Below are 23,457 nucleotides of genomic sequence, written 5' to 3' on the forward strand. Positions count from 1 at the left end.
GACGCCAACAATGTCTTCGGGTGAGCAAAAAAGGCTATCTCGCAAATGGGGATAGCCTTTTTTATTGGGAGGGTCCGGTCTTCAATTCTTATACATTAAACCTAAAGTGCATGATATCACCATCTTCCACTATATAAGTTTTTCCTTCTACACTTAGCTTTCCGGCCTCTTTACAGGCATTCTCTGAACCGTACTTAACAAAATCGTCATACTTGATGACCTCGGCTCGGATAAAACCTTTCTCAAAATCGGTATGAATCACACCGGCAGCTTGCGGAGCAGTAAATCCCTTATTGATTGTCCAAGCGCGAACTTCCTGCACGCCTGCCGTAAAATAAGTAGCTAAGTTCAATAGTTTATAAGCAGCCCGTATAAGCTTATGTACGCCCGATTCTGTAAGGCCCAAATCTTCCAAAAACAATTGACGTTCCTCGTAACTTTCCAACTGGCTGATCTCTGATTCGATTTGCGCTGATATAACCAAAACTTCTGCTTTCTCGTCTTTTACTGCCTCTCTTACTCGATCTACATAAGCATTGCCGTTAACTACCGACGCTTCATCTACGTTACATACGTATAAAACAGGTTTTACGGTGAGGAGACTTAAATCACCGATATACTCAAAATCGTCTTCCGTTATGGGAGCGGTCCGAGCTGATTTACCGGATTCGAGATGCACTTTTACGATGGATAAAATATCAAAGGTTTTTTTTGCGTCCTTATCACCACCGGTTTTAGCCATTTTCTCCACTTTCTGAATGCGCTTTAATACCGTTTCTAAATCTTTAAGTTGCAATTCAGTGTCGATAATTTCCTTGTCGCGAATCGGATCGACGGATCCGTCTACGTGAATCACATTACCGTTATCAAAACAGCGTAATACGTGTATAATGGCATTGGTTGTTCGGATGTTACCTAAAAACTGATTTCCTAATCCCTCGCCTTTACTCGCTCCTTTCACCAAGCCTGCTATATCAACTATTTCGATTGTATTGGGAACCACGCGTTGGGGATTAACCAATTCAGCTAGTTTATTCAAACGTTCATCAGGAACAGAAATAACACCGACGTTCGGTTCAATCGTGCAGAACGGAAAGTTAGCGGCTTGTGCTTTTGCATTTGATAAACAATTAAATAAAGTAGATTTTCCGACGTTGGGTAAACCAACAATACCACATTGAAGTGCCATTTGATAAGTGCTTTTTTCTTTTTTGTTACAATTGCGGCAAAGATAGGAAATAAAAAGCGTTTTAAAATATCTTCGTTTTTGTTACAAAAAAAGCCATTTTTATTCTATTACCTATATAAGTATATTAAACTTTGATAAAAAAATTAATAAGTCTATTGCTTTTTGATATATACTTACTTATGTTTGCTACATCAATCTAAATTGTTGTGGAAGAAAAGCCTAAAAAGCAAAATGCATTAAAGCTAGATATTGTGCGGTATCTGTATTATCGGGGACCGATGGCTATCAATGAGCTCAGTAAGCTTGCGGGTAAAAGCTTACCTCTGATTACAAGCAATGTCAACCTCCTGAAGGAGCAAGGATTGATAATAAATAGCCAATATGCACAGTCGACAGGTGGTAGGAGGGCTCATGAATATCAGCTTAATAGAGATTCAGGAAAATACATAATAGCGGTTTCTGTGGATCAGCTCATCACTAAAATAGCCGTATTCAACTTGCATAATGAAAAGATTAAAGAGCCTGACGAGAGGGTAATCAATCTTGAAAATGCCAGTGAATCGCTGAATGATCTCATCAACTTTATCAAAGAATATATAGAAGGACTTCCTTTATCTCTGGTTGATATCCTGGGGATTGGAATTGCAATGCCTGGTTTTGTAAACGCAGAGAGGGGAATTAATAATACGCACTTCGGTTTGGGCGACAAGAGCCTAGCCGACTATATAGCAAGACGGATCGGTTGTGAAGTCTTTATTGACAATGATTCAAGCGCTATTGCACTGGCGGAATTAAATTTCGGCGTGGCCCGAGGAATGCAGGACGTGATGGTGGTAAACGTTGGCTGGGGGATTGGCTTGGGTATGATTGTGAATGGGAAGTTATTTAGAGGACATAGTGGCTTTGCCGGCGAATTTAGCCATATCCCTTTAGCAGATAGTAATAATCTTTGCGTATGCGGGAAAAGAGGCTGCTTAGAAGTTGATGCTTCGCTGTTAGTGCTGACCGGAAAAGCCCGAAAAGAAATACAAAATGGGTATGCATCGAAAATGGAAGGCATGTTTTCCGGTGATGGTGCTTCCGATGTGGATGTTATTTTAAATGCCGCTAACGCAGGGGATCAATTAGCCGTTAATTTACTTTCGAAAGCAGGATTTCTTATTGGAAAAGGGATCGCTACGTTGATACACATCATGAACCCCCAAGGCGTCGTGGTAAGTGGTAGAGGAGCCGTTGCATCCCGGATTCTGATGGCGCCGATACAGCAAGCAGTAAATGAGTTTAGCATACCCATGTTAGCAGAGCAATGTACGATTTTGTCTTCATCGCTAAATAAAGAAGCCGAGTTATTGGGAGCAGCCACCTTGGTAATGGAAAGAACCGATCGATTTTAAAAAGCTAAATAATTGCCTATGATATAAAGTCAAAACCAAATCTAAATTTAAAATTAATCAAGAATCAATCAACTAAGTCGAATTTTAACAAACCAATCAAATCATGAAAGAAATCTATTTAAGAGCACTAGCTGCAGTGTTATTTTGTATGATAACGATCAGCAGCTTTGCACAGAAAGCGGTCACAGGAACCGTTTCGGATGCTCAAGGCCCCTTGCCGGGGGTCACCGTACGTGTAAAAGGAACCAGTAAGGCAGCCTCTACAGACGCAAAAGGTAATTTTTCCATTCAGGCGACTTCAGGCGAAACATTAACCTTTTCGATGATCGGTTATATCACGCAAGAAATAGCGATTACCAATCAAAGTAGTTTAACCGTTTCCATGCAGAATGATGAAAATGCACTGGAAGAAGTGGTCGTAACATCACTCGGTATTAAAAAAGAAGCCAAATCACTTGGTTATGCGACAAGTACAGTGAGTGCTAAGGAATTAACTAAAACGGGTTCGCCAAACTTTGCGGGCGCTTTATATGGAAAGGCACCCGGCGTCCGGATTTCAGCAGCACCGGGAGGGGCGACTTCAGGTATTAATATTAATATTCGGGGTACCAATTCCATTACAGGTAATTCGCAACCTTTGGTAATTATTGATGGGGTTCCCATGCGTCAAACAAGTTTTAATAACTCGGATTATTGGGGTGATCAACGGGCTAGAGGTAACGGCTTGGAGGATTTGAACCCGGAAGATATTGAATCGATCAGTATATTAAAGGGTGCATCTGCTGCCGCATTATACGGCTCAGAAGCAATGAACGGTGTGGTATTGGTTACGACTAAATCAGGTAAGGGTGGTAAGGGGTATTCTATCGATTTCAATGCCACCTATACGCACGACCGAATTGCGTATTTACCTCGATTCCAAAAAGTAAGAGGCCCTGGTTATACTAAAGCCTACTTAGATAGTGACCAAGCGGATGATCTGTTTTATTATTACGACGACAATTTAGCCGTTAATGGTGTAACGCGTGGCTTATTACCCGCTACGGTAAATTTTGGGCCAAAATTTGATGGTCAGGACGTAATTTCATGGGACGGCCAGGTAAGGCCTTATGTAGCGCAAAATGCGTATAGCAAGTTCTTTAACAATCCAAACAATACAATCTTTAATCTCGCATTAGGCCATACCGGAGAAAACTCAAATACACGTTTCTCCTTAACACGTCAGGACAACCAAATGACATCCTTGGATTCCTATAATAAAAAAAATATCGCGAATCTTAATACCTCATTCAAATTGTGGGATAAATTGACTACAGATATTGTAATCAATTATGTCAATCAACACACGCATAATCGACCATTCCTGACAGATCGTATGATCAATAACTTTACGGGAATGATTTCCACTTTTGATAATCCGGAATGGTATCTAGACAAATACAAAACGAGTTTGGGCTATAAATATGTGGTGGAAGGTCCGAATGCTCAAAGTTTAACCCCTGATGAAAATATCCGTTATAATGGGGCAAAAACGGATGTATTGGATTACATTTGGAATACAAAAGCAAAGGAATATGATGAATATTCCAATCGTCTGATCGGGTCTGTCACCAACACCTATCAAATCACCAGTGACTTATCTTTTCGGGCACGTTTTTCGGCAGATGTGACGTCATTAAAAACGGAAGATAAGCAACCTACTGAAAGACCTTTAATTTATGATGCTACTACAGGATACTTTGGTTTAGGCTCGCAAAATGCCAATATTTACTACGTGGACCTTTTGGCGACCTATAGCAAACAGATCAATCCGGATATAAAAGTAGGAGCGATGGGTGGTTATACAGCTACTAAATCCGAAGATACTTATGTGCAAAGAGAAACGGCCGGTGGGTTAAGTGTTCGGGATTGGTTTGATATTAACGCTTCGAATAATACAATAGGCGGCAGTACAAGGTATAATTATCGCAGAAATATGTTACGAGATGCCTTGTTCGGAACATTAAATTTTAATTTAAAAGAATATTGGTTTGTAGAAGGAACCTTGCGTCGAGAGCGTATTTCTACGATGCATCCCGATAATAATGTTCTTTACTATCCTTCTGTGAATTCGAGTTTGATTTTGAATGAGGCATTTGCACTTCCTGAAATATTCAGCTACGCAAAACTAAGAGGATCATGGGGGATTGTGGGCAATTACCCAGATATTTACAAGAGTGCATTAAGTTATACACAACAGACCCTAGGCGTTCAGACGCAGGGTGGAGCAGCGGTCATTTATAATACGGTCCCAACGGTCGGTTTTGGTAATGAAGACATCAAGCCCGAACGGAAGAAAGAGTATGAATTTGGTTTGGAAACACGGTTGTTAGACGGCCGCTTAGGCTTTGATATCACCTATTATAACGGCCTAATTAAAGATCAAATCCTTGAATATACGCTTCCCATTTCAATGGGATCAAGTTCAATCTTTGCGAATGTTGGAACGTTGAGAAATAAGGGCTGGGAATTCGCTATAACAGGTAGCCCTATTCAACGGGAGAATTTTCGGTGGAGTTCGGTTCTGAACTTTTCGATGAATAAAAATATTGTAGAAGAATTACCTGGAGGTGTTTCTGAATTGCGGCACCGAGATTATGATGGCCAGGCTGCGCAATTAGTGTCGAAGGTAGGACAACCAATGGGAGATATTATGGTGCACCCGATTGCTACTGATGCAAATGGGAATAAGATTGTTCAGGATAACGGTTTATATCAATTAGACGCCGATACCTGGATTAAGGCTGGAAATGCGATGCCCAAAGCGGTTGGTGGTTTGATCAATACCTTTACTTATAAAAATTTTACCTTGGACGCATTAATAGATTTTCGATGGGGCGGTCACGCCATGCCTACCGGTATAAATTGGATGACTAGTAGAGGTTTGACTGAAGAAAGTTTAAACTATATGGATGCAGAGCACGGCGGTCTAAGCTATTATATGGATGGGGAAAGAGGCGTCGCGTATGACGGAGCTGTCGGTCCTAACGGCCAAACCGTATACCATGATGGGATGTTGATGGAAGGCGTGCTCGCTGATGGTACACCGAACAATAACATTATACCGCAGTCTGTATATTATAACAGTACCTATAACTGGGGAGGGCCGCAGTATTCAAATTCAAGATATGAACTGTATGTTAAGAAGAACAATTATATCAAAATGCGTGAAATATCATTAGGATATAGAATTCCTTCTTCATTAGCCTCAAAGCTAGGCGCAAAAAATTTGCAAATATCAGCTTTCGGACGAAACCTGTTCTTTATTTACCGGAGCATTAAGGATTTAGACCCTGAACAAATGACAGGCGGATCAAATTGGATTAATCAAGTGAGCAATGCGGGTACAAGTCCGGCTACTCGAACTTTTGGTTTAATGTTACGTGCAAGTTTTTAAAAATAATAGTTATGAAAAGATATTTTTTAACAATGGGGCTATGTATCGCTTCATTAATATATACCACCTCTTGTAAGAAGAGTTCGTTTGATGAATTCTACCGAGATCCGTCAAAAGTAACTGAAGTCACGGTTGAGCGTCAGTTTACTGGAATGATTTATAGTTATCGACAGTTAATTATACCAGATTATGGAAATTTATTTGTAACGCTTCGGCCAACTATTTTTCGATATCTACACATAACAGGTTGGATTAATGAACAGAATAACTTATTACCTGGTGGCGCTGCAATTGAAGATCGATGGTCTCGATATTATGAAGGGCTCGCACAATATAGAGAGTTGGAAACGGCTTATAACAATTCCGTAGATGCTGAAAAAGCGGAAAAAAGAATTTTTTTCCTAGCCGGTAAAGTTTTGTTTTACGATCAAACACAGCAAACGGTTGATCTACATGGTGATATTCCTTGGAGTAAAGCGGGAATGTTAAGTACCAACAAAAGTGATTACCAGTCATCGTATCCCGCCTATGATAAAGCCGAGGACATTTATACTGTAATGTTAGACGAATTGAAGGCGATAAGTGATGAGTTGAATTCAATCACTTTAAGTGAAGCTATTCAAGCTCGCTTCAAAACGCAAGATATTATTAATAACGGTGATATTGCGCTGTGGAAAAAATATTGTAATTCATTGCGTGTACGGATGTTAATGCGTGTATCAGAGAGCTCTGCTTTTTCTTCAAGAGCAGCACAAGAGTTGACTGAGATCATTAATAATCAATCTACTTACCCATTGATTATAACAAATAATGAAAACTCAAAAATCGATATTTATAGCTTAGATGATAATAGTATACATACAAAAGGAATCAAAGATGCATTCGAAGCAGATGGCTGGTATGCTAACTTAGCTAGTAAGACGATGATTGATCATATGGTCGGAAATGGAGACCCGAGATTACCTTTTATTTTTGAACCGGGCGCAGCTGCGAACGGACAATTCAAAGGGTTAGATCAATCATTGACCAGTGCTACTCAATCCGACTTAGCAAGAGGAGGAACTGTTTCTATTATTAATCGTTCCACCATTTCTAGAAATCAATATTTTCCCGGTATTTTGTTTTCGGCTTCAGAAACCAATCTATTGCTGGCTGAATACTATCTGAAAAATGGAAATAGCGGATTAGCGAAAACGTCTTTTGAGAATGCCGTTAGAGAATCTGTCGATCTATATCGAGACATCAGAAGTAGAAGTAACGACAATACTGTTCCAGCGGCAGCTACACCTACTGAAACGCAGATAAATACATATTTGTCAAATCTAAATTGGGATGGAGCTAGCAATAAAATCCAGTTAATTGCTACACAAAAATGGCTGCACTTTAATGTCATTCAAACAGTGCAAGCTTGGTCTGAAAATAGGCGATTGGATTATCCGCAATTTAGCTTTGTAGTCCAAAATTCGGATATTCAAAAAACAGTACCTGTTAAATTTAATTTGCCACCGTCCGAGCCGGTATACAATGCAGCTAACTACGAAGCGGTGAAAGCTCAAGACAATGTTAACACTAAACTGTTTTGGGACGTAAATTAATGCGAACCATTAGCAGAAAATATTAAAATTGGTCTATAAATGTTTGAGGGGTGGACACATCAGTCCACCCTCTCTTTTTATAGGAAGGACTACAAGTTATAATCCTTATTCAATTCAACATCCGTTGTCAATAGGATATTGTCCGAAGAAGAACCGATCATAATCTTAAATCTACCTTTTTCGGTAACCCATTTCATCTGCGCATTTAACAACTTTAAATCTTCCGCATGAAGAACAAATTCCATCTTTTTTTCTTCTCCTGCCTTCAGATGAATCCGTTGGAAGTTTTTCAGTTGTAAAATAGGCGTTACTACGCTTGAGATCTCATCACGCACGTAAAGTTGAACTACTTCATCACCAGCGTATTTGCCTGTATTTTTTAGTTTAAAGGATATGCTTAAATTAAAATCATCAGGTGTTTCTGTTAATTGATGTCTAATATCGGTGTAAGCAAAAGTGGTATAACTTAATCCGTAACCAAACGAATAAAGGGGCTTAGCATCTACTTCTACATAATCGTGTTTTGTAGGGTTTTTATAATTGTAATAAACCGGTAGCTGACCAACAGATTTAGGAACAGAAACGGAGAGGCGGCCCGCGGGATTATAATCGCCAAACAGCACATCTGCAATGGCGTTTCCACCTTCTTGTCCCGGATACCATGCATCTATAATGGCATCTACATGCTCTTGTGGCCAATTTAAATTTAGCGGACGTCCTTTAATGGTAACCAGCACCACCGGTTTGCCCGTCGCTTTAACTGCTTTTAGTAATTCTAATTGCTTTCCTAACAAATCTAGCGTCGCACGATCAAAACCTTCACCGCTTTCCATGTCACTTATTTTTCCTTGTGTGGCAGTTACCTGCGCCGCCCCTGTTTCTTGATAAGAAGTTTTAAAATCACGTGCACTGGAGCCCCCTAAGACAATAACGACTACTTCGGCAGCTTCGGCAGCTTGAACTGCTGTACTGATAGCTATTTCCGATGTATCTCGAATATCACAGCCTTTTACATAATCAATCCTGGTGCCAGCTCCTAATTTAGCTTGTAGGCCTTCTAATACCGTCACAATGTTTTCTTCCGCTTGCGGAGCCGTATAATCTCCTAGTTGATTATATATATTGTCGGCATTAGGACCGATAAGGGCCAATTTTTTTATAGACTTGCTCAGGGGTAAAAGATTTCCATTATTTTTTAATAGAATAATTGATTGTTGCGCCACTTTTCGCGCCAACTCAATATGGTTGGGAATTCGTACTGTTCTACTTACTTGTTTTATGTCTACGTAAGGGTTTTCAAAAAGACCTAAAGCGAATTTCTGATATAAAACCCTGCTCACAGCGGTGTCTAAGGTTGCCTCCGTAACTTTTCCTTCCTTAATTGCTGCCAAAAGGGCCCGGCCATAGCCGTAACCACTCAAATCAGCGTCGAGCCCGGCGTTGATAGCCTGGCTTGCAGCTTCTGCAGCATTGGCTGCTACATGATGACTGCCTACTAAACCGGAGATACTTCCGAGGTCGGATACGACAAAACCTTTGAAATTCCACTGATTTCTTAATAAATCTTTTAATAACCAGGGGTTGGCAGAACAAGGAATACCATCTATCGAGTTGTAGGCGGTCATAACGGATAAAGCACCCGCTTTAACTGCTTCCCCGAAAGGAGGGAGGTAGCTTTGATAAAGTTCTCTTTGACCTACGGTAACACTACCGCCATTGTGGCCGCCTTCGGGTACTCCATAGGCAGTAAAATGTTTTAGCGTTGAGATTATATTTTTTCCACTGCTCAAATCGGTTCCTTGGAAACCGGTAACCATTGCCCTTCCCATTTTTGCATTCAAAACAGGATCTTCCCCGTAAGTTTCTTCCAGGCGTGACCAGCGTGGCTCTCGCGCCAAATCGAGGATAGGCCCATAACCAACATGTCCACCAACAGCGCGAGTTTCTGCCGCAATTGCCTGCGCCATCTCTTGTATTAGCGTCGGATTCCATGTGCTAGCTTGTCCGATAGCAGTTGGGAAAACAGTGGTTCCGATTGCCATATGACCATGAGGACATTCTTCGGATAGTAAAAGTGGTATTCCCAAACGTGTACTATCGACCATATATTTTTGCAAAGCATTGGTAGCCATCGCCGCTTCTTGAGGCGACAATCCTGTTTCTAATGTCTTTTTAGTCCATGGATCAGCACGTAGGGTAGCCCAAAGCATGCCGATGTGCTCTCTTTGCACGGCTTCTTTAAATTTAGTACTGACAGTAACGCCTTTACCGCTCTTTGTATACATTTCCCAACCTAATAAAGTAGCAAGTTGTCCTACTTTCTCTTCCACTGTCATTTTATTAAGCAAATCTTTGACGCGTTCGCTGATCGGCTTTCGAGGATCTTTATAGATGGGTTGCGGTTTAACATACTTAAAAGAGAGGAGTGGGCAAATAATAATGAGTATTAAAACTAAGTTGATCTGTCTTTTTATCATAAGGTATTGTGCTGATAATTTGATTCTAATTTACCAAAAGTACCAAAAAGTGTAGGTATGACCATTAAAGAATTTATAAAAAAAATGCCGCCCTTTTTATGGGGCGGCACATACTTTTATTGAAGGGAAGCTTATTTAGATTTCTTAGAACCTTCTTCGTCTTCCATTTGCTCTTTTAACTGAGCCAATACATCTAAATCACCTAAGGTAGATTTTTCAACAGAATCTTTTACCTTTTTAACGGCATTTGATGCAGCTTTCGCTTCTTTCTTACGATTATTGAATTCTTCAATACGGGCTTCTGCTCTTTCATCTTCCCAAATACGAGAATGTGAAATTACAATACGCTTCGCTTCTTTATTGAATTCGATAATTTTAAATTGAGCGGATTCTTCTGCTTTTAAAGCTTTACCATCTTCTTTGATGCTGTGCTTACTAGGGCAGAAGCCTTCAACTCCATAAGGAAGTGCTACGATGTCACCTTTATCAGTTACTTTTAATACGGTACCTTCGTGAATAGAATCAACCGTAAAGATCGTTTCAAAAGTATCCCAAGGATTTTCTTCTAATTGTTTGTGTCCTAAACTTAATTTACGATTTTCTTCATCAAGTTCCAATACAACTACATCTAGTTCTTCACCTACTTTTGTGAATTCATTTGGATGGTTGATTTTCTTAGACCATGATAAGTCAGAAATGTGAATTAAACCATCAACTCCCTCTTCAATTTCAACAAACACACCAAAATTAGTCATGTTTTTAACCACTGCTTTATGCTTGCTTCCGATAGGATAGCGTTCAGCAATGTTTTTCCAAGGGTCTGGAGTTAATTGTTTAATACCTAAGCTCATTTTACGCTCTTCGCGATCCAAGGTTAATACCTCTGCCTCGATTTCGTCACCTACTTTCAGGAATTCCTGCGGGCTGCGTAAATTTTGAGACCATGACATTTCAGATACGTGAATCAAGCCCTCAACACCGGGAGTGATTTCTAAGAATGCACCATAATCTGCAACAGTAACAATTTTACCCTTTACTTTAGAACCTACCGCTAATGCCGGATCTAAGGATTCCCAAGGATGAGGAGTCAATTGTTTTAAACCTAATGCAATACGTTTTTTCTCGTCATCAAAATCAAGAACAACCACGTTGATCTTTTCGTCTAATGACAATACTTCTTTTGGATGCTCGATACGGCCCCAAGAAATATCTGTGATGTGCAATAAACCATCAACACCGCCAAGATCGATGAATACACCGAAATCTGTGATGTTTTTAACAGTACCTTCCAGTACTTGTCCTTTTTCAAGTTTTGCAACGATTTCTGATTTTTGGTTTTCTAAATCATCCTCGATCAGCACTTTGTGCGAAACCACCACGTTCTTGAACTCATGGTTAATTTTAACAACCTTGAATTCCATTGTCTTACCCACATAGATGTCATAATCACGAATGGGTTTGATGTCAATTTGAGAACCCGGTAAGAAAGCTTCAACACCTTTGATATCCACGATCAAACCACCTTTTGTACGGCTTTTTACGTAACCGTTGATGATGGTGTCGTTTTCTAAAGCTTCATTGATTGCTTCCCAAGATTTTTGTGTTTTAGCACGCTTGCGGGAAAGAACTAATTGTCCGTTCTCGTCTTCGCGTGATTCAACGAACACGTCTACCTTATCACCTACTTTCAGGTCAGGTAGATCGCGGAATTCAGAAAGAGATACCAAGCCATCTGATTTAAAACCGATGTTAAGTACCACGTCTTTGTTGTTAATGGAAACCACGGTTCCTTCAACAATTTCTCCTTTATTGACGGAGTTAAAAGTACCAGCGTATTGCTCTTCTAATTTAGCACGCTCGTCTGCGCTGTAATTTCCGAAACCTTTTTCGTCTTGATCCCAGTCGAAGTCGCCTTCAGGTGTGATCCAAGTATTGGATTTGATTTCGTCGATGAACGTCGAATCAGCTTCTGATTCAATGTTTTCTCTTTCCTTAACTGATTTTAAATCAGCATCTTGGATTTCAGCTTGTTTAGCTTTTAATTCTTTTTCTGCTTCTTGTTTTTTTGCCATTAATTATTTTGTCTCCTTTTCCTGAAATTCATCAGGACTGCAAAGGTGCAAAAATTATTTCTAAATAAAGCAAAAATTATGAGTTTTATTAGCAAAAAGTGGTGATTATCAGGTAACTTAACCAAGAGAGTTTGTCCATTATGCGTTGCAAAGGCGATTCATAAGAAAGTCTGTATTACTGCTCGGTGTTTTTAGGTTTTTCGTCTTAGCACTAATGGTGCTGCCACTGGTTAACCACTTAAGTGCTTCCCTGCGTAACGTCTCCGAAACGAGCAACCAACTCTGCTCTTTCTTCTAAACGTTATCGGGATTTTATCGGGGTGGTATCGTGGCCTGATCGGGAAATTGCCGATAAAAAGCCGATCAGGAGTAAGTAAAAAGCAAATAGAACGCAGCATTTAGTTAGAAGTTGATCAGGCTATCTTGCGTTCGCTAACGATCAGTAATTTAACTACCCACAACGCATAACGTTTAACTTATAACTAACTTTTCGCTTTCCCCACTTTATCTAGTACAAAGTCGAGCTGTTGTTCCTCAGTCATATCGGTATTATCTAAAATAATAGCATCTTCGGCTCGTACCAGCGGGCTTTCTTTTCGCGTAGTATCTTGATAATCACGATGGGCGATATTTTCGAAAACCTCTTCCAGTGTGATGTTTTCACCTTTGTTCTTTAGTTCCAAGTACCGGCGTTCAGCTCGTATTTTAGGGTCAGCGGTCATGAAAATTTTAACCTGCGCATGTGGAAAAACAGCAGTTCCTATATCTCGTCCGTCCATCACCACATTTTTTCGTGCACCCATTTTCTGCTGCTGTTTTACCATTGCCTGTCGGACCGATTTTATAGCGCTTACGGTACTCACATTTTCAGAAACAGGCATTTGTCTGATTTCGTCGGAGACGTCCTCCTCATTTAAAAGGACATGGGTTACCCCTTCTTCTTTATGAAAATCGATGTGGATGTGTTCAAGCGCATTTTGCACCTGCTCTTCATTAGTCACATCAATGTTGTTTCGCAAAAAGTATAAGGTTACAGCTCGGTACATGGCACCACTGTCTACATATACATAATGAAGTTTATTTGCTAAAGCCTTTGCGACCGTGCTTTTCCCGCAGGATGAATAACCATCAATCGCTATAATAATATTCTTCTTTGTCATGGGTGCACAAAACTAGAGAAAATGCTTGGTATTCACGAACAGTAATAAGTAGTTTAATGTCTGTTATTACTTAACTCTATGGTAGTAAAACCACTAGATTATTTATTACATGCTTATCTTTGTGGTTTAATGGGTAATTATGCACAGTATAGATGAATTAAGTCCTTATATTCAATATAAAACTTCAAGAAGCGGAGGAAGCGGTGGCCAGCATGTGAACAAGGTTTCTTCGAAGGTTGAGTTACAATTTGATTTCGAAGCTTGTAAATTATGGAATGAAGAAGAAAAAACGCACCTACGGCAAAAATTGAGTAATCGATTGTCATCCGAAGGTAAGTTGCAAATTATTAGCCAAAAGGATCGATCCCAATTTAAGAACAAAGCCTCAGCACAAGAAAAACTTTTGCATATACTCGCTGCTGCATCAAGTGTGCAAAAATTGCGGAAGCCTACTAAAAGAAGTAAAGCTTCGGTCGAGAAAAGGTTGGCTGATAAACGATATCGGGCACTGATAAAAATGAAAAGAAGCGGAAATGTAGATTAGAATGATTCTTAATAAAGCCTTGCCCTTGCTATGTTGCCTGTATGTATTTAGTATTTAGTATTTTTGCGCAAAATCTGTATCAGAAATCTGCACTGTTTTTAGTGCAAGGAGAAGTGGTATATCGGAATGATAAACCGGCAAAGACGCAAGAGACAACACTAAAAAACTGAAATATTACATGAAGAAGGGAGCTATTTTAGGTATTATAATTATTGCAGTAGCGATAGCGATGATCATTAGTATTTACACGGATTCCAGTACATATGCGACATTTACCGATGCGCAGAAGACAGAATCAGAAATACATGTGGTAGGAGAATTGAATAAAACAAAAGCCTTATACTACAACCCGACGGAGAATGCCAATTATTTCGCTTTTTATATGCTTGATAATAATGGTACGGAATGTAAAGTTGTTTTTAATGGATCCAAGCCGCAGGACTTCGAACGTTCGGAGCAAATTGTTTTGACAGGAAAAATGGTAGGAAAAGAGTTTCATGCATCCAAAATTTTGATGAAGTGTCCTTCCAAGTATAACAAAGATCAGGTAGAAGTTACGGAGTCTGCTTCTACTAATGTTTAAAATATTGTTGTATTTCCAATCCTAATCGTAACTTTTATAAAATTTAATGGATATTCAGTATCAAGGTGAAAACCTCCTTCCCGGCCAGCTCGGCCAGTTTTTTATCATTCTTTCTTTTGGCGCAGCGCTTTTATCGTGCATTAGTTACTGCTTCGCTACCCGATATAAAGAGGATGCATCTTGGCATAAAATAGGTCGTATTGCTTTTTTTATTAATATAATAGCGGTAATTGGCATTGGAAGTAGCCTTTTCTATATTATTTATAATCATTTATTTGAATATCACTATGCTTGGTCTCACTCTTCACGAACCTTGCCGGTATATTACATAATCTCAAGTTTTTGGGAAGGACAGGAAGGTAGTTTTTGGCTTTGGATGTTTTGGCAGGCTGTCTTAGCGCTCGTAGTAGTGGCTCGAGGTAAAAGTTGGGAACGTCCTGTTATGACGACAATTATGTTATGCCAAACTGTTTTGGCCTCCATGCTTATAGGAATCGAAGTTTTAGGTGAGCGAGTGGGGAGCTCGCCCTTTATTTTGTTGAGACAAGCGTTAGAAGCGCCTATTTTCTCTAATCCGAATTATCTTAGCATGATTGCCGACGGTAACGGTTTGAACCCCTTATTGCAGAATTACTGGATGGTAATCCACCCACCAACGTTATTTTTAGGCTTTGCTTCTATGGTGGTTCCTTTTGCTTACGGGATAGCCGGCTTATGGCAACGGAAATATAAGGAATGGCTGCGGCCGGCCTTGCCATGGTCTCTCTTCGCTGTAATGGTATTAGGTGCCGGTATTATTATGGGGTCATTTTGGGCTTATGAAGCACTTAATTTTGGTGGATTTTGGGCTTGGGACCCGGTTGAAAATGCTTCCATTATACCTTGGTTTACATTAATTGCTGCAGTGCATGTTATTGTCGCCTATAAAAACTCGGGGCATTCTTATTTTACGGCTACTTTTTTAGTGTTAGTAAGCTTCGTATTGGTTATTTACGCATCGTTCTTAACCCGTAGCGGCGTATTGGGCGAAACATCTGTTCACTCCTTTACCGATCTGGGCATGTACTGGCAGCTTGTTGTTTTTAACCTGATCTTTTTCGCCCTTATGGTTTATTTCCTTGCTAGTAGATGGAAAGAACTACCGATCACTAAAAAGGATGAGGAAACGTATTCAAGGGAATTCTGGTTGTTTATTGGCGCTTTAATTTTGGTAGTGGCGTGTGTCCAAATTATCGCTACGACATCAATTCCGGTCTTTAATGCAATGTTTGGAACAAAGATAGCGCCGCCCGTTGATGCGATAGCGCATTACAATAAGTGGCAAGCTGCTTTTGCGATCCTGGTACTTATTCTGTCGGCCATCGCACAGTTTCTAAAATATAAAAAAACTACCCCGAAGATCTTTTATGCTAATTTGCTGGCTTCATTCGTCGTTTCGCTTGTTGTTACCGGTATTTTACTCTATTTCACAAAGGTTTATACCAATTTTATTTACGTGTTGTTGTCTTTCGGAGCTGTATTTGCGCTGGTTGCCAATGCAAGAATACTAGGAGATGCATTTAAAGGAAAATGGAAGTTGGCGGGCTCTTCAGTAGCGCACATCGGATTTGCACTATTGATTATCGGTGCATTGGTTGCGGCTGCAACAAATAAGGTCGTTTCTTTAAATGCCGGAGGTTCCATTCCTATAGCAGGTTTTGAGGAGCGCGAAAAACCCGGTGAAAACCTGTTTTTATATATCAACCAGCCGGTTGAGATGGGTGGTTATACAATCACCTATATTGGCGATAGTATTGCGATGCCTAATATTTATTATAAAGTAAATTACGAACGCAAGGATGAGAAGACCGGTAAGGTCATCGAAAAGTTTCAGTTAACACCCAACGCGCAGCAAAATCCGAAAATGGGATTAATAGGAACGCCGAGCACAAGGCATTATATAACAAAAGACATTTATACAATTGTAACTTCTGCTCCTAAGTTAGATGATCCGCAAGAGCAGGAACATAATCATGAAGGGCATGATCCGAATGAGGGATATGAAGAGCCAACAACACAATTGGTCAATATCGGAGATACACTGCGTTATAAGAATGGCTTTATTGTAGTCAAAGGTGTAAATAGAAATGCGACTTTGCAAAATATGCCTTTAGCCAATGGCGATTTGCTCTTTGCATTGCAATTAGAAGTGCATGCAGTTACCGGTGAAGTATATCAAGCAGATCCAAAATATTTGATAAAAAACGGGAATAGCTTTGATTTTGCTAAAGATGTAGAGGAACAGGGTTTACGTTTGCGGTTTACAAAGATTGCTCCCAATAAAGGTATGGAATTGATGATTTACCAAAAGCCATTGCCGGAAAAAAAATGGATCGTAATGAAAGCCATCGAGTTTCCCTATATAAACTTCTTCTGGTGTGGAACAATCATTATGACCATTGGTTTTGTGCTTTCAATCTTTAGGCGAAACAAGGAATTAAAAGGAAAAATAGTGTAAACATTTATTTCCTTTTATTGTTAATTTTATCCCACGGGGACTGCAGTGAAAATCTCAGTCCCCGTTATTCTTTAATTTATGGAGATAGTTATTCTAGGTAGTGGAAACGTGGCGACCCATTTAGCTTTTGCCCTGAAAAAAGCGGAGTACCATATTAAACAAGTATATAGTCGCGATATCGATCATGCAAAACATTTGGCAGACGGTATAGGTGCTGAGCCCATCGACAGCTTACTATACATTACTACCGAAGCAGATGTATATGTTATCGCTGTTAAAGATGAAGCGATTCTTGAAGTAGCTTCCGAGCTGCGTTTAAGGAACAAGATTTTATTGCACACTTCGGGGAGTACTGATATGGATGTGCTAAAGCCCTTTTCGTCATCGTACGGCGTATTGTACCCCTTACAGACCATCTCGAAAGAAGTAGAGTTAGATTTCTCAAAAGTGCCGTTGATTTTGGAATTTTCCGATCAAAGAACAAAGGAGGAGATATTGAACATGGCCTTTAAATTGTCGCCGATTATTCACGAATATAACTCAGAACAAAGACGCTGCTTGCATCTTGCAGCCGTTATTGCATGTAATTTTAGTAATTATTTATATGCCATTGCTCACGATTTTTTAGCAGAAAAGAAAGTGGATTTTGATTTGTTAAAACCGCTAATTAGCGAGACAGCTCATAAAATACAAAGTCATGATCCGAATGCAGTGCAAACAGGGCCGGCAGTAAGGAATGACGGGAATATTATTCGTAAGCATCTGGATTTATTGAAAGCCCATCCCAACTGGCAGCAAGTTTATGAGCTGATTAGTGAAGATATCGTGCGCAAATATTGGAAGGAAGACAAACAGAACGAAACCAAGTAAAAAGAAAGAATGTTATTTGAAAAATTGAAGTCGGTTAAAGCCTTTGCGTTAGATGTAGACGGCGTGCTTACTGATGGGCTTGTATTGGTTAATGAAGAAGGGCATCAACTGAGAAGGTTTAATATTCGCGATGGCTACGCCTTGCAGCTTGCGGTTAAGAAAGGTTTTCCATTGCTAGTGATAACCGGTGGCCAGTCTGAGGGCGTTAGAAAGCGTTTAGCAGGTTTGGGAATAAAGGATATTGAGCTGGGTGTTAGCGATAAAGTCGCTGTATTTAAAAACTGGTTGACCAAGTTGGAGTTACATCCGGAAGATGTTTTATATATAGGTGACGATATTCCTGATCTTGAAGTGATGAAAATAGTAGGTCTTGCTGCATGCCCGAATGATGCTGCAGAAGAAATTAAAGCAATCGCTCACTACATCGGTGCCAAAAACGGTGGGGAAGGGGTTGTCAGAGAAATTATGGAGAAGGTTTTAAAGCTACAGGGAGCTTGGGATGCAGATCAATATATAAAAAGCGTATAAGGCAAAAACGATTGCCTGAAATTTTTTAAGTTATGGAAAATTTGGATCAAAAGAATATTATTCTAGCCTCGCAATCACCCAGACGCAAAGAGTTGTTGACCTCATTGGGACTTGATTTCAAGGTGGAAATAAAGGAAATTGAAGAAACATATCCCGATACCATGAGAGGGGCAGCCGTTGCACTGTATATCGCTACAAAGAAGGCGGAGGCGTTCGGTTTAAAATCGGATAAAGATATTTTAATCACTGCTGATACCATTGTTAGTATTGATGATCGGATTCTCGGGAAACCGGTTGATTATGATGATGCGTTTAAGATGCTCAAGTTGCTGTCGGGGCGAAGACATGAGGTAATCACGGGCGTTGCGCTAAAAACAATAGAGAAAGTTCGATCCTTTTATGAGGTGACGGCGGTTTATTTTAATGAACTGAGCGATGAGCAAATAAACTATTATATTAAGACTTTTGAACCCTATGATAAGGCCGGGGCTTACGGTATCCAGGAGTGGATCGGTGCGGTTGCTGTTGATCATATAGAAGGCTCCTATACGAATGTAATGGGATTGCCTACGGCAAAACTTTATAAAGAACTGGTGAAATTATAACGCTAAAGGGAAAAGGATGACAAAAATAGGCTTGCTTGCCGACACACATAGCTATCTGGACGATGCCATATTTAAACACTTCGCATCATGTGATGAAGTTTGGCATGCGGGTGATTTCGGGGACATTACATTAGTTGATAAATTAGCTGATTTTAAACCCTTAAGGGGCGTATATGGAAATATTGACAATAAAGATGTCAGGATACGTTACCCGGAGGATTTACGCTTCAGATGTGAAGAGGTTGATGTGTGGATGACACATATTGGCGGCTATCCTAATAAATATGCACCTCGCGTAAAAGCAACTATTTACTCAAATCCTCCCCAACTATTTATTTCGGGACATTCTCATATATTGAAAGTGATATATGACAAAAAAATTAATTGCTTACACTTAAATCCGGGTGCCGCAGGCAAACAAGGTTGGCATAAAGTTAGAACACTTATGCGTTTTAGCATCGACAAAAACCTTATTAAAGATCTTGAAGTGATTGAACTTTCAGGTTCTTAGTTACACTAATTTAAATTTATTTGATGATGTTTTTTTATTTGTAAATTGTTTTTTATCAATGCAGTATGTGTACAATTTGTGTAGTTTGTACACATATTTTGATTAGGGTGTTTTACACTAAGTGTTGTTTTTTTAGTATTTTTACAGCGCAATTTTTTGTTGTTGTTAAAAATAAAAATCGTTTCTTATTGTAAATTTTAAAGACTAAATTATGACAGCCGTAAAGACCCTGGGTCAATTTATTATTGAAAAGCAAGCTGACTTTCCGTATGCAAAAGGTGAATTAAGCAGATTATTAAGAGATATTGGTATAGCCGCAAAAATAGTAAACAGAGAGGTCAATAAGGCTGGATTGGTTGATATACTTGGAGACGCAGGGACAACGAATGTGCAAGGAGAGGGGCAGAAGAAATTGGACGTATATGCCAATGAGCAATTCATCGCGGCTTTAAGGAGCGGAGGAGAGTGCTGCGTAGTTGCTTCTGAAGAAAACGATGAGTGCATCTATATTGAATCCGAAATATCAAAAAATGCCAAATATATAGTAGCCATAGATCCCTTGGATGGATCTTCAAATATCGATGTAAATGTAGCGATAGGGACGATCTTTTCTATTTATCGCCGGCAAAGTTTGGACGGCAAGCCGCTAATAAGTGATGTGCTGCAAAAAGGAAGTGAGCAGGTTGCGGCCGGTTATGTGATTTATGGTTCATCAACCATGCTAGTGTATACCACAGGTAAAGGTGTGAATGGCTTTACATTAGATCCGTCAATCGGAGAATTCTGTTTGTCTCATCCTAATATGAGAATTCCAAAGGAGGGTAAAATCTATTCAATAAACGAAGGCAATTACGTTCACTTTCCGCAAGGAGTAAAAGATTACATCAAATATTGTCAGGAGGAAGATATAAATTCGGGACGTCCTTATACATCCCGATATATTGGATCGATGGTAGCTGATATTCACCGAAATCTCATTAAAGGGGGAATCTTTCTCTACCCGGTATCATCAGCTTATCCGAAAGGGAAATTAAGGCTTGTTTATGAATGTAATCCGATGGCCTTTATATTAGAGCAGGCTGGGGGAATTGCCATCGATGGTTCCAACCGCATTTTAGATATCGTTCCCGATCATCTTCATCAACGTTCGGCTATTTTTCTCGGTTCAGAAAACATGGTTAACAAGCTTATGGAGTTTTTAAGCGGCAGTAATTTGATGACCTATAAGGCTGATAGTGCTATAAGCGCTCCTTAACCTCAATTAAAAATTGCTTTAACTTTTCAAGAGAATCAATCACCCGTTGGTTCTCTTTCGCTTGGTTTTTATTCGCCTTTAAATAATCACGCGCTCCTTGTAAGGTATATCCTTTGTTCTTTACCAAATTAAATATGATCTTGAGATTTTCGATATCTTCCGGTGTAAAGAGTCTATTACCTTTTTTGTTTTTCTTTGGCTGGATAATATCAAACTCGCGCTCGTAAAATCTTATTTGCGATGCGTTCACCTCAAACATCTCCGTAACCTCTCCCATGGTATAATAGAGCTTGTTGATTTCTCGTTCTTTATAAGGCATATTTTATGGATATTTGCAGGTGAATTTACAAAAAAGTTTCTTGTTGATCCACTGCTTAATTCGATCTCAAAAAAAAAGAAAATACCCAAATAATCAAAATAGATTTTTTTATTAAAAAGGGTTCACTAAATATTCTTTATGTGTATTTCAAGTCAAGATTCCTGCGGGGGCCTTTATCTTCGGAAGAAAAAAACTATATTTAAGGCATACTGTTTAAAAAGTGCAAATGATTGTCGTTAGTGTTAGTTTATGAACAAGAGTTTTATAGAACATATTTCCCACGCCTTTGAAACACCTTTAACGAATTCCGTACTGATCTTTTCCCTGATTTTGCTGATCATACTTTTGGCTCCTATCTTATTGCGGAAAATTAAAATTCCAGGTATTATAGGATTGATTCTTTCCGGGGTTATTATTGGACCTCACGGATTGAATATATTAGCGCAAACAGATGCGGTCAAGCTATTTTCAACAATAGGTTTGCTTTATATTATGTTTATTGCGGGGCTCGAGTTGGATATGAATGAGTTTCGTAAAACCAGGCATAAAAGTATTGTTTTTGGTGTTTATACTTTTTTTATTCCCATTGCCATCGGATATCCGGTTTGTTACTATATCCTGGGATTTGATGTAGGTGCCAGTATATTGGTTTCCAGTATGTTTGCTACGCACACGCTGGTGGCTTATCCGGTGGTAAATAGCTATGGAATTGCTAAAAATCAAGCAGTTGCTATAACCATCGGCGGAACCATTTTAACGGACACGGCTGTTCTAATCATTTTGGCGGTTATCGTTGGTTCATCACAAGGACAGCTTGATCAGCAATTTTGGATGAGGCTGACTTTTTCTTTTGCCGTGTTTTTGGCCATTATGTTTGGAATCGTACCGAGGATTGCCAAATGGTTTTTCCAGAAAGTAGAGAGTGAAAAAACATCTCATTATATATTTGTTCTGTTCATTGTTTTTTTTGCCGCCTTTATTGCTGAGGTATCCGGACTCGAACCGATTATTGGTGCTTTTGTTGCGGGGTTGGCCTTGAACAAGTTCATTCCGCACTCGTCGGCACTTATGAACAGGATTGAGTTTATTGGCAATGCGATTTTCATACCGTTCTTCCTGATTAGCGTTGGTATGATTGTCGACATCAAAGTTCTTTTCAAAGGTCCGGAAGCACTTATCGTGGCGGGCACGCTGACTGTGGTGGCAGTTTGTGGCAAATGGATAGCTGCTTGGTTCACTCAGCTCACTTTTAAATATAGTGGCGCGCAGCGTCAGGTGATCTTTGGATTGAGTAGCGCACATGCCGCTGCCACACTTGCTATCATTATGGTGGGCTATGCCAATAATATAATTGACGAAAATGTATTAAACGGAACCATCGTACTGATACTCATCACCTGTATAGTTGCTTCTATTGCCACGGAATCGGCCTCAAAGAAAGTGGTCCTGGCGGGGGAGCAAGATGTAGTTGAAGAGGATAAGGATATGCTTCGGGATGAACATATTTTAGTGCCAATAGCCAACCTGAATAATATGGAAATCCTTTTGGATTTCGCTACAATGATTAAAAACAAAAAATCACCTCATCCGGTTACTATATTATCTGTTGTGCCTAATAACGAACTAGCTGAGGCTAATTTAAAGAAAGCAAGGAAAAATCTGGATTCTACAGCTAAATATGCTTCGGGTAGTGAGATAGAAGTGAATATGATGGCTACGATCGACTATAATATTGCCGGCGGGATTAGCAGGGCATCGCGAGAGATTATAGCGGATAGTATTTTACTTGGATGGCCCAGCCAGGTTGGCATTATTGAAAAGATGGTTGGAGAAAAAACGGAAAGTATTCTTAACCGTACAGATATCAATATCTTTATGTGTCATTTCGGTAAGCCTTTTGTAAGTAATGATAAAATCACATTGGTTTGCCCGCCAATGGCGGAAGACGAAAAAGGGTTCTCCTATTGGCTGACAAAAGTTGGTCAATTGGCGATTGAGCTTACGTTACCGGTTGTTTGCATTGCGAATGCCCGATCAGAGTCGGCGGTTACGTCCTTTCTCAAGAAAAGCAAAATCAATTGCAATATCCGGTTTGTTAACCATACTGATTGGGACGACCTGGCATCTCTTAGAGGCTATATAAGCGATACCGACCTACTGGTGTTCGTTTCGGCGAGAGCGGGTGAAGTCTCTTATAATCGAGAATTCGACGGTATACCGAAAAAACTCGCTCGGAAATATGAAAATAATAATAGAATACTAATTTATCCGAGTAGGCGACCAACTAGCGTGTTTGATAATTATGATGAGGTGAGTGCCATGTCGACAAACCGGGGCTATACTCGTCTACAGAGGATGGGCAAAGGTTTAGGAAGCATATTGAATATAAGAAACAGAAACTTACCGGGATCAACTAAATGAA

17 protein-coding genes are annotated in these 23,457 nt (G+C 39.7%); 12 read left to right on the forward strand and 5 right to left on the reverse strand.

All coding sequences use genetic code 11. The features are described from left to right. Positions 1–88: 88 nt before the first annotated feature. Positions 89–1,189, reverse strand: coding sequence for a redox-regulated ATPase YchF (ychF, locus tag QT327_RS11610; protein ID WP_130857416.1), 1,101 nt, complete (start codon positions 1,187–1,189; stop codon positions 89–91). 206 nt (positions 1,190–1,395) lie between these two features. Here ychF and QT327_RS11615 point away from each other — a divergent pair, with 206 nt between their 5' ends. The 3 genes from QT327_RS11615 (at position 1,396) to QT327_RS11625 (ending at position 7,614) form a co-directional block, all read left to right on the forward strand. Then, on the forward strand, positions 1,396–2,583 hold the full coding sequence (locus QT327_RS11615) for an ROK family transcriptional regulator (protein ID WP_013666393.1): 1,188 nt from the start codon (positions 1,396–1,398) through the stop codon (positions 2,581–2,583). A gap of 103 nt (positions 2,584–2,686) precedes the next feature. Then, on the forward strand, positions 2,687–6,019 hold the full coding sequence (locus QT327_RS11620; RefSeq protein ID WP_289552956.1) for a SusC/RagA family TonB-linked outer membrane protein: 3,333 nt from the start codon (positions 2,687–2,689) through the stop codon (positions 6,017–6,019). A gap of 11 nt (positions 6,020–6,030) precedes the next feature. Next, positions 6,031–7,614, forward strand: a complete 1,584-nt coding sequence (locus QT327_RS11625; RefSeq protein WP_289552958.1) for a SusD/RagB family nutrient-binding outer membrane lipoprotein — start codon at positions 6,031–6,033, stop codon at positions 7,612–7,614. An 89-nt stretch (positions 7,615–7,703) separates the two neighbouring features. Here QT327_RS11625 and QT327_RS11630 read toward each other — a convergent pair whose 3' ends face one another. The 3 genes from QT327_RS11630 to cmk all read right to left on the reverse strand — a co-directional run bounded on the left by QT327_RS11630 (position 7,704) and on the right by cmk (position 13,323). Beyond that, entirely contained in the window at positions 7,704–10,091 is a 2,388-nt protein-coding gene (locus QT327_RS11630; RefSeq protein ID WP_289552960.1) for a glycoside hydrolase family 3 N-terminal domain-containing protein, read from the reverse strand. A gap of 131 nt (positions 10,092–10,222) precedes the next feature. Next, positions 10,223–12,163 (reverse strand): 30S ribosomal protein S1, encoded by a 1,941-nt coding sequence (rpsA, locus tag QT327_RS11635; protein ID WP_013666397.1) that lies wholly within the window; start codon positions 12,161–12,163, stop codon positions 10,223–10,225. Between the two features lie 482 nt (positions 12,164–12,645). Then, entirely contained in the window at positions 12,646–13,323 is a 678-nt protein-coding gene (cmk, locus tag QT327_RS11640) for a (d)CMP kinase (RefSeq protein WP_013666398.1), read from the reverse strand. A 139-nt stretch (positions 13,324–13,462) separates the two neighbouring features. On the opposite strand from cmk, the gene arfB reads away from it, so the two are divergent. The 8 genes from arfB to fbp all read left to right on the forward strand — a co-directional run bounded on the left by arfB (position 13,463) and on the right by fbp (position 20,716). Further along, a complete protein-coding gene (gene arfB, locus QT327_RS11645) occupies positions 13,463–13,867 on the forward strand; it encodes an alternative ribosome rescue aminoacyl-tRNA hydrolase ArfB (RefSeq protein ID WP_242627327.1) in 405 nt (134 codons plus the stop codon). 178 nt (positions 13,868–14,045) lie between these two features. Next, a complete protein-coding gene (locus QT327_RS11650) occupies positions 14,046–14,450 on the forward strand; it encodes a cytochrome c maturation protein CcmE domain-containing protein (protein WP_013666400.1) in 405 nt (134 codons plus the stop codon). A 46-nt stretch (positions 14,451–14,496) separates the two neighbouring features. Then, positions 14,497–16,947: a heme lyase CcmF/NrfE family subunit gene (locus tag QT327_RS11655; RefSeq protein ID WP_289552963.1), complete on the forward strand. Its 2,451-nt coding sequence runs from the start codon at positions 14,497–14,499 to the stop codon at positions 16,945–16,947. 78 nt (positions 16,948–17,025) lie between these two features. Beyond that, entirely contained in the window at positions 17,026–17,817 is a 792-nt protein-coding gene (locus tag QT327_RS11660) for a Rossmann-like and DUF2520 domain-containing protein (RefSeq protein ID WP_013666402.1), read from the forward strand. A 9-nt stretch (positions 17,818–17,826) separates the two neighbouring features. Further along, on the forward strand, positions 17,827–18,345 hold the full coding sequence (locus QT327_RS11665) for a KdsC family phosphatase (RefSeq protein WP_130857423.1): 519 nt from the start codon (positions 17,827–17,829) through the stop codon (positions 18,343–18,345). 32 nt (positions 18,346–18,377) lie between these two features. Continuing rightward, on the forward strand, positions 18,378–18,950 hold the full coding sequence (locus QT327_RS11670; RefSeq protein WP_130857424.1) for a Maf family nucleotide pyrophosphatase: 573 nt from the start codon (positions 18,378–18,380) through the stop codon (positions 18,948–18,950). A gap of 16 nt (positions 18,951–18,966) precedes the next feature. Next, positions 18,967–19,461: a metallophosphoesterase family protein gene (locus tag QT327_RS11675; protein ID WP_013666405.1), complete on the forward strand. Its 495-nt coding sequence runs from the start codon at positions 18,967–18,969 to the stop codon at positions 19,459–19,461. A 211-nt stretch (positions 19,462–19,672) separates the two neighbouring features. Beyond that, positions 19,673–20,716 (forward strand): class 1 fructose-bisphosphatase, encoded by a 1,044-nt coding sequence (gene fbp, locus QT327_RS11680; protein WP_013666406.1) that lies wholly within the window; start codon positions 19,673–19,675, stop codon positions 20,714–20,716. Here the strand turns inward: fbp and QT327_RS11685 are convergent. Next, on the reverse strand, positions 20,700–21,035 hold the full coding sequence (locus tag QT327_RS11685) for a MerR family transcriptional regulator (protein ID WP_013666407.1): 336 nt from the start codon (positions 21,033–21,035) through the stop codon (positions 20,700–20,702). The genes fbp and QT327_RS11685 overlap by 17 nt on opposite strands. A gap of 249 nt (positions 21,036–21,284) precedes the next feature. On the opposite strand from QT327_RS11685, the gene QT327_RS11690 reads away from it, so the two are divergent. Next, a complete protein-coding gene (locus QT327_RS11690; RefSeq protein ID WP_013666408.1) occupies positions 21,285–23,456 on the forward strand; it encodes a cation:proton antiporter in 2,172 nt (723 codons plus the stop codon). The last annotated feature ends 1 nt before the right edge of the window (position 23,457 follow it).

The organism is Olivibacter sp. 47, from assembly GCF_030372825.1.
Lineage (GTDB): Bacteria > Bacteroidota > Bacteroidia > Sphingobacteriales > Sphingobacteriaceae > Olivibacter > Olivibacter oleidegradans.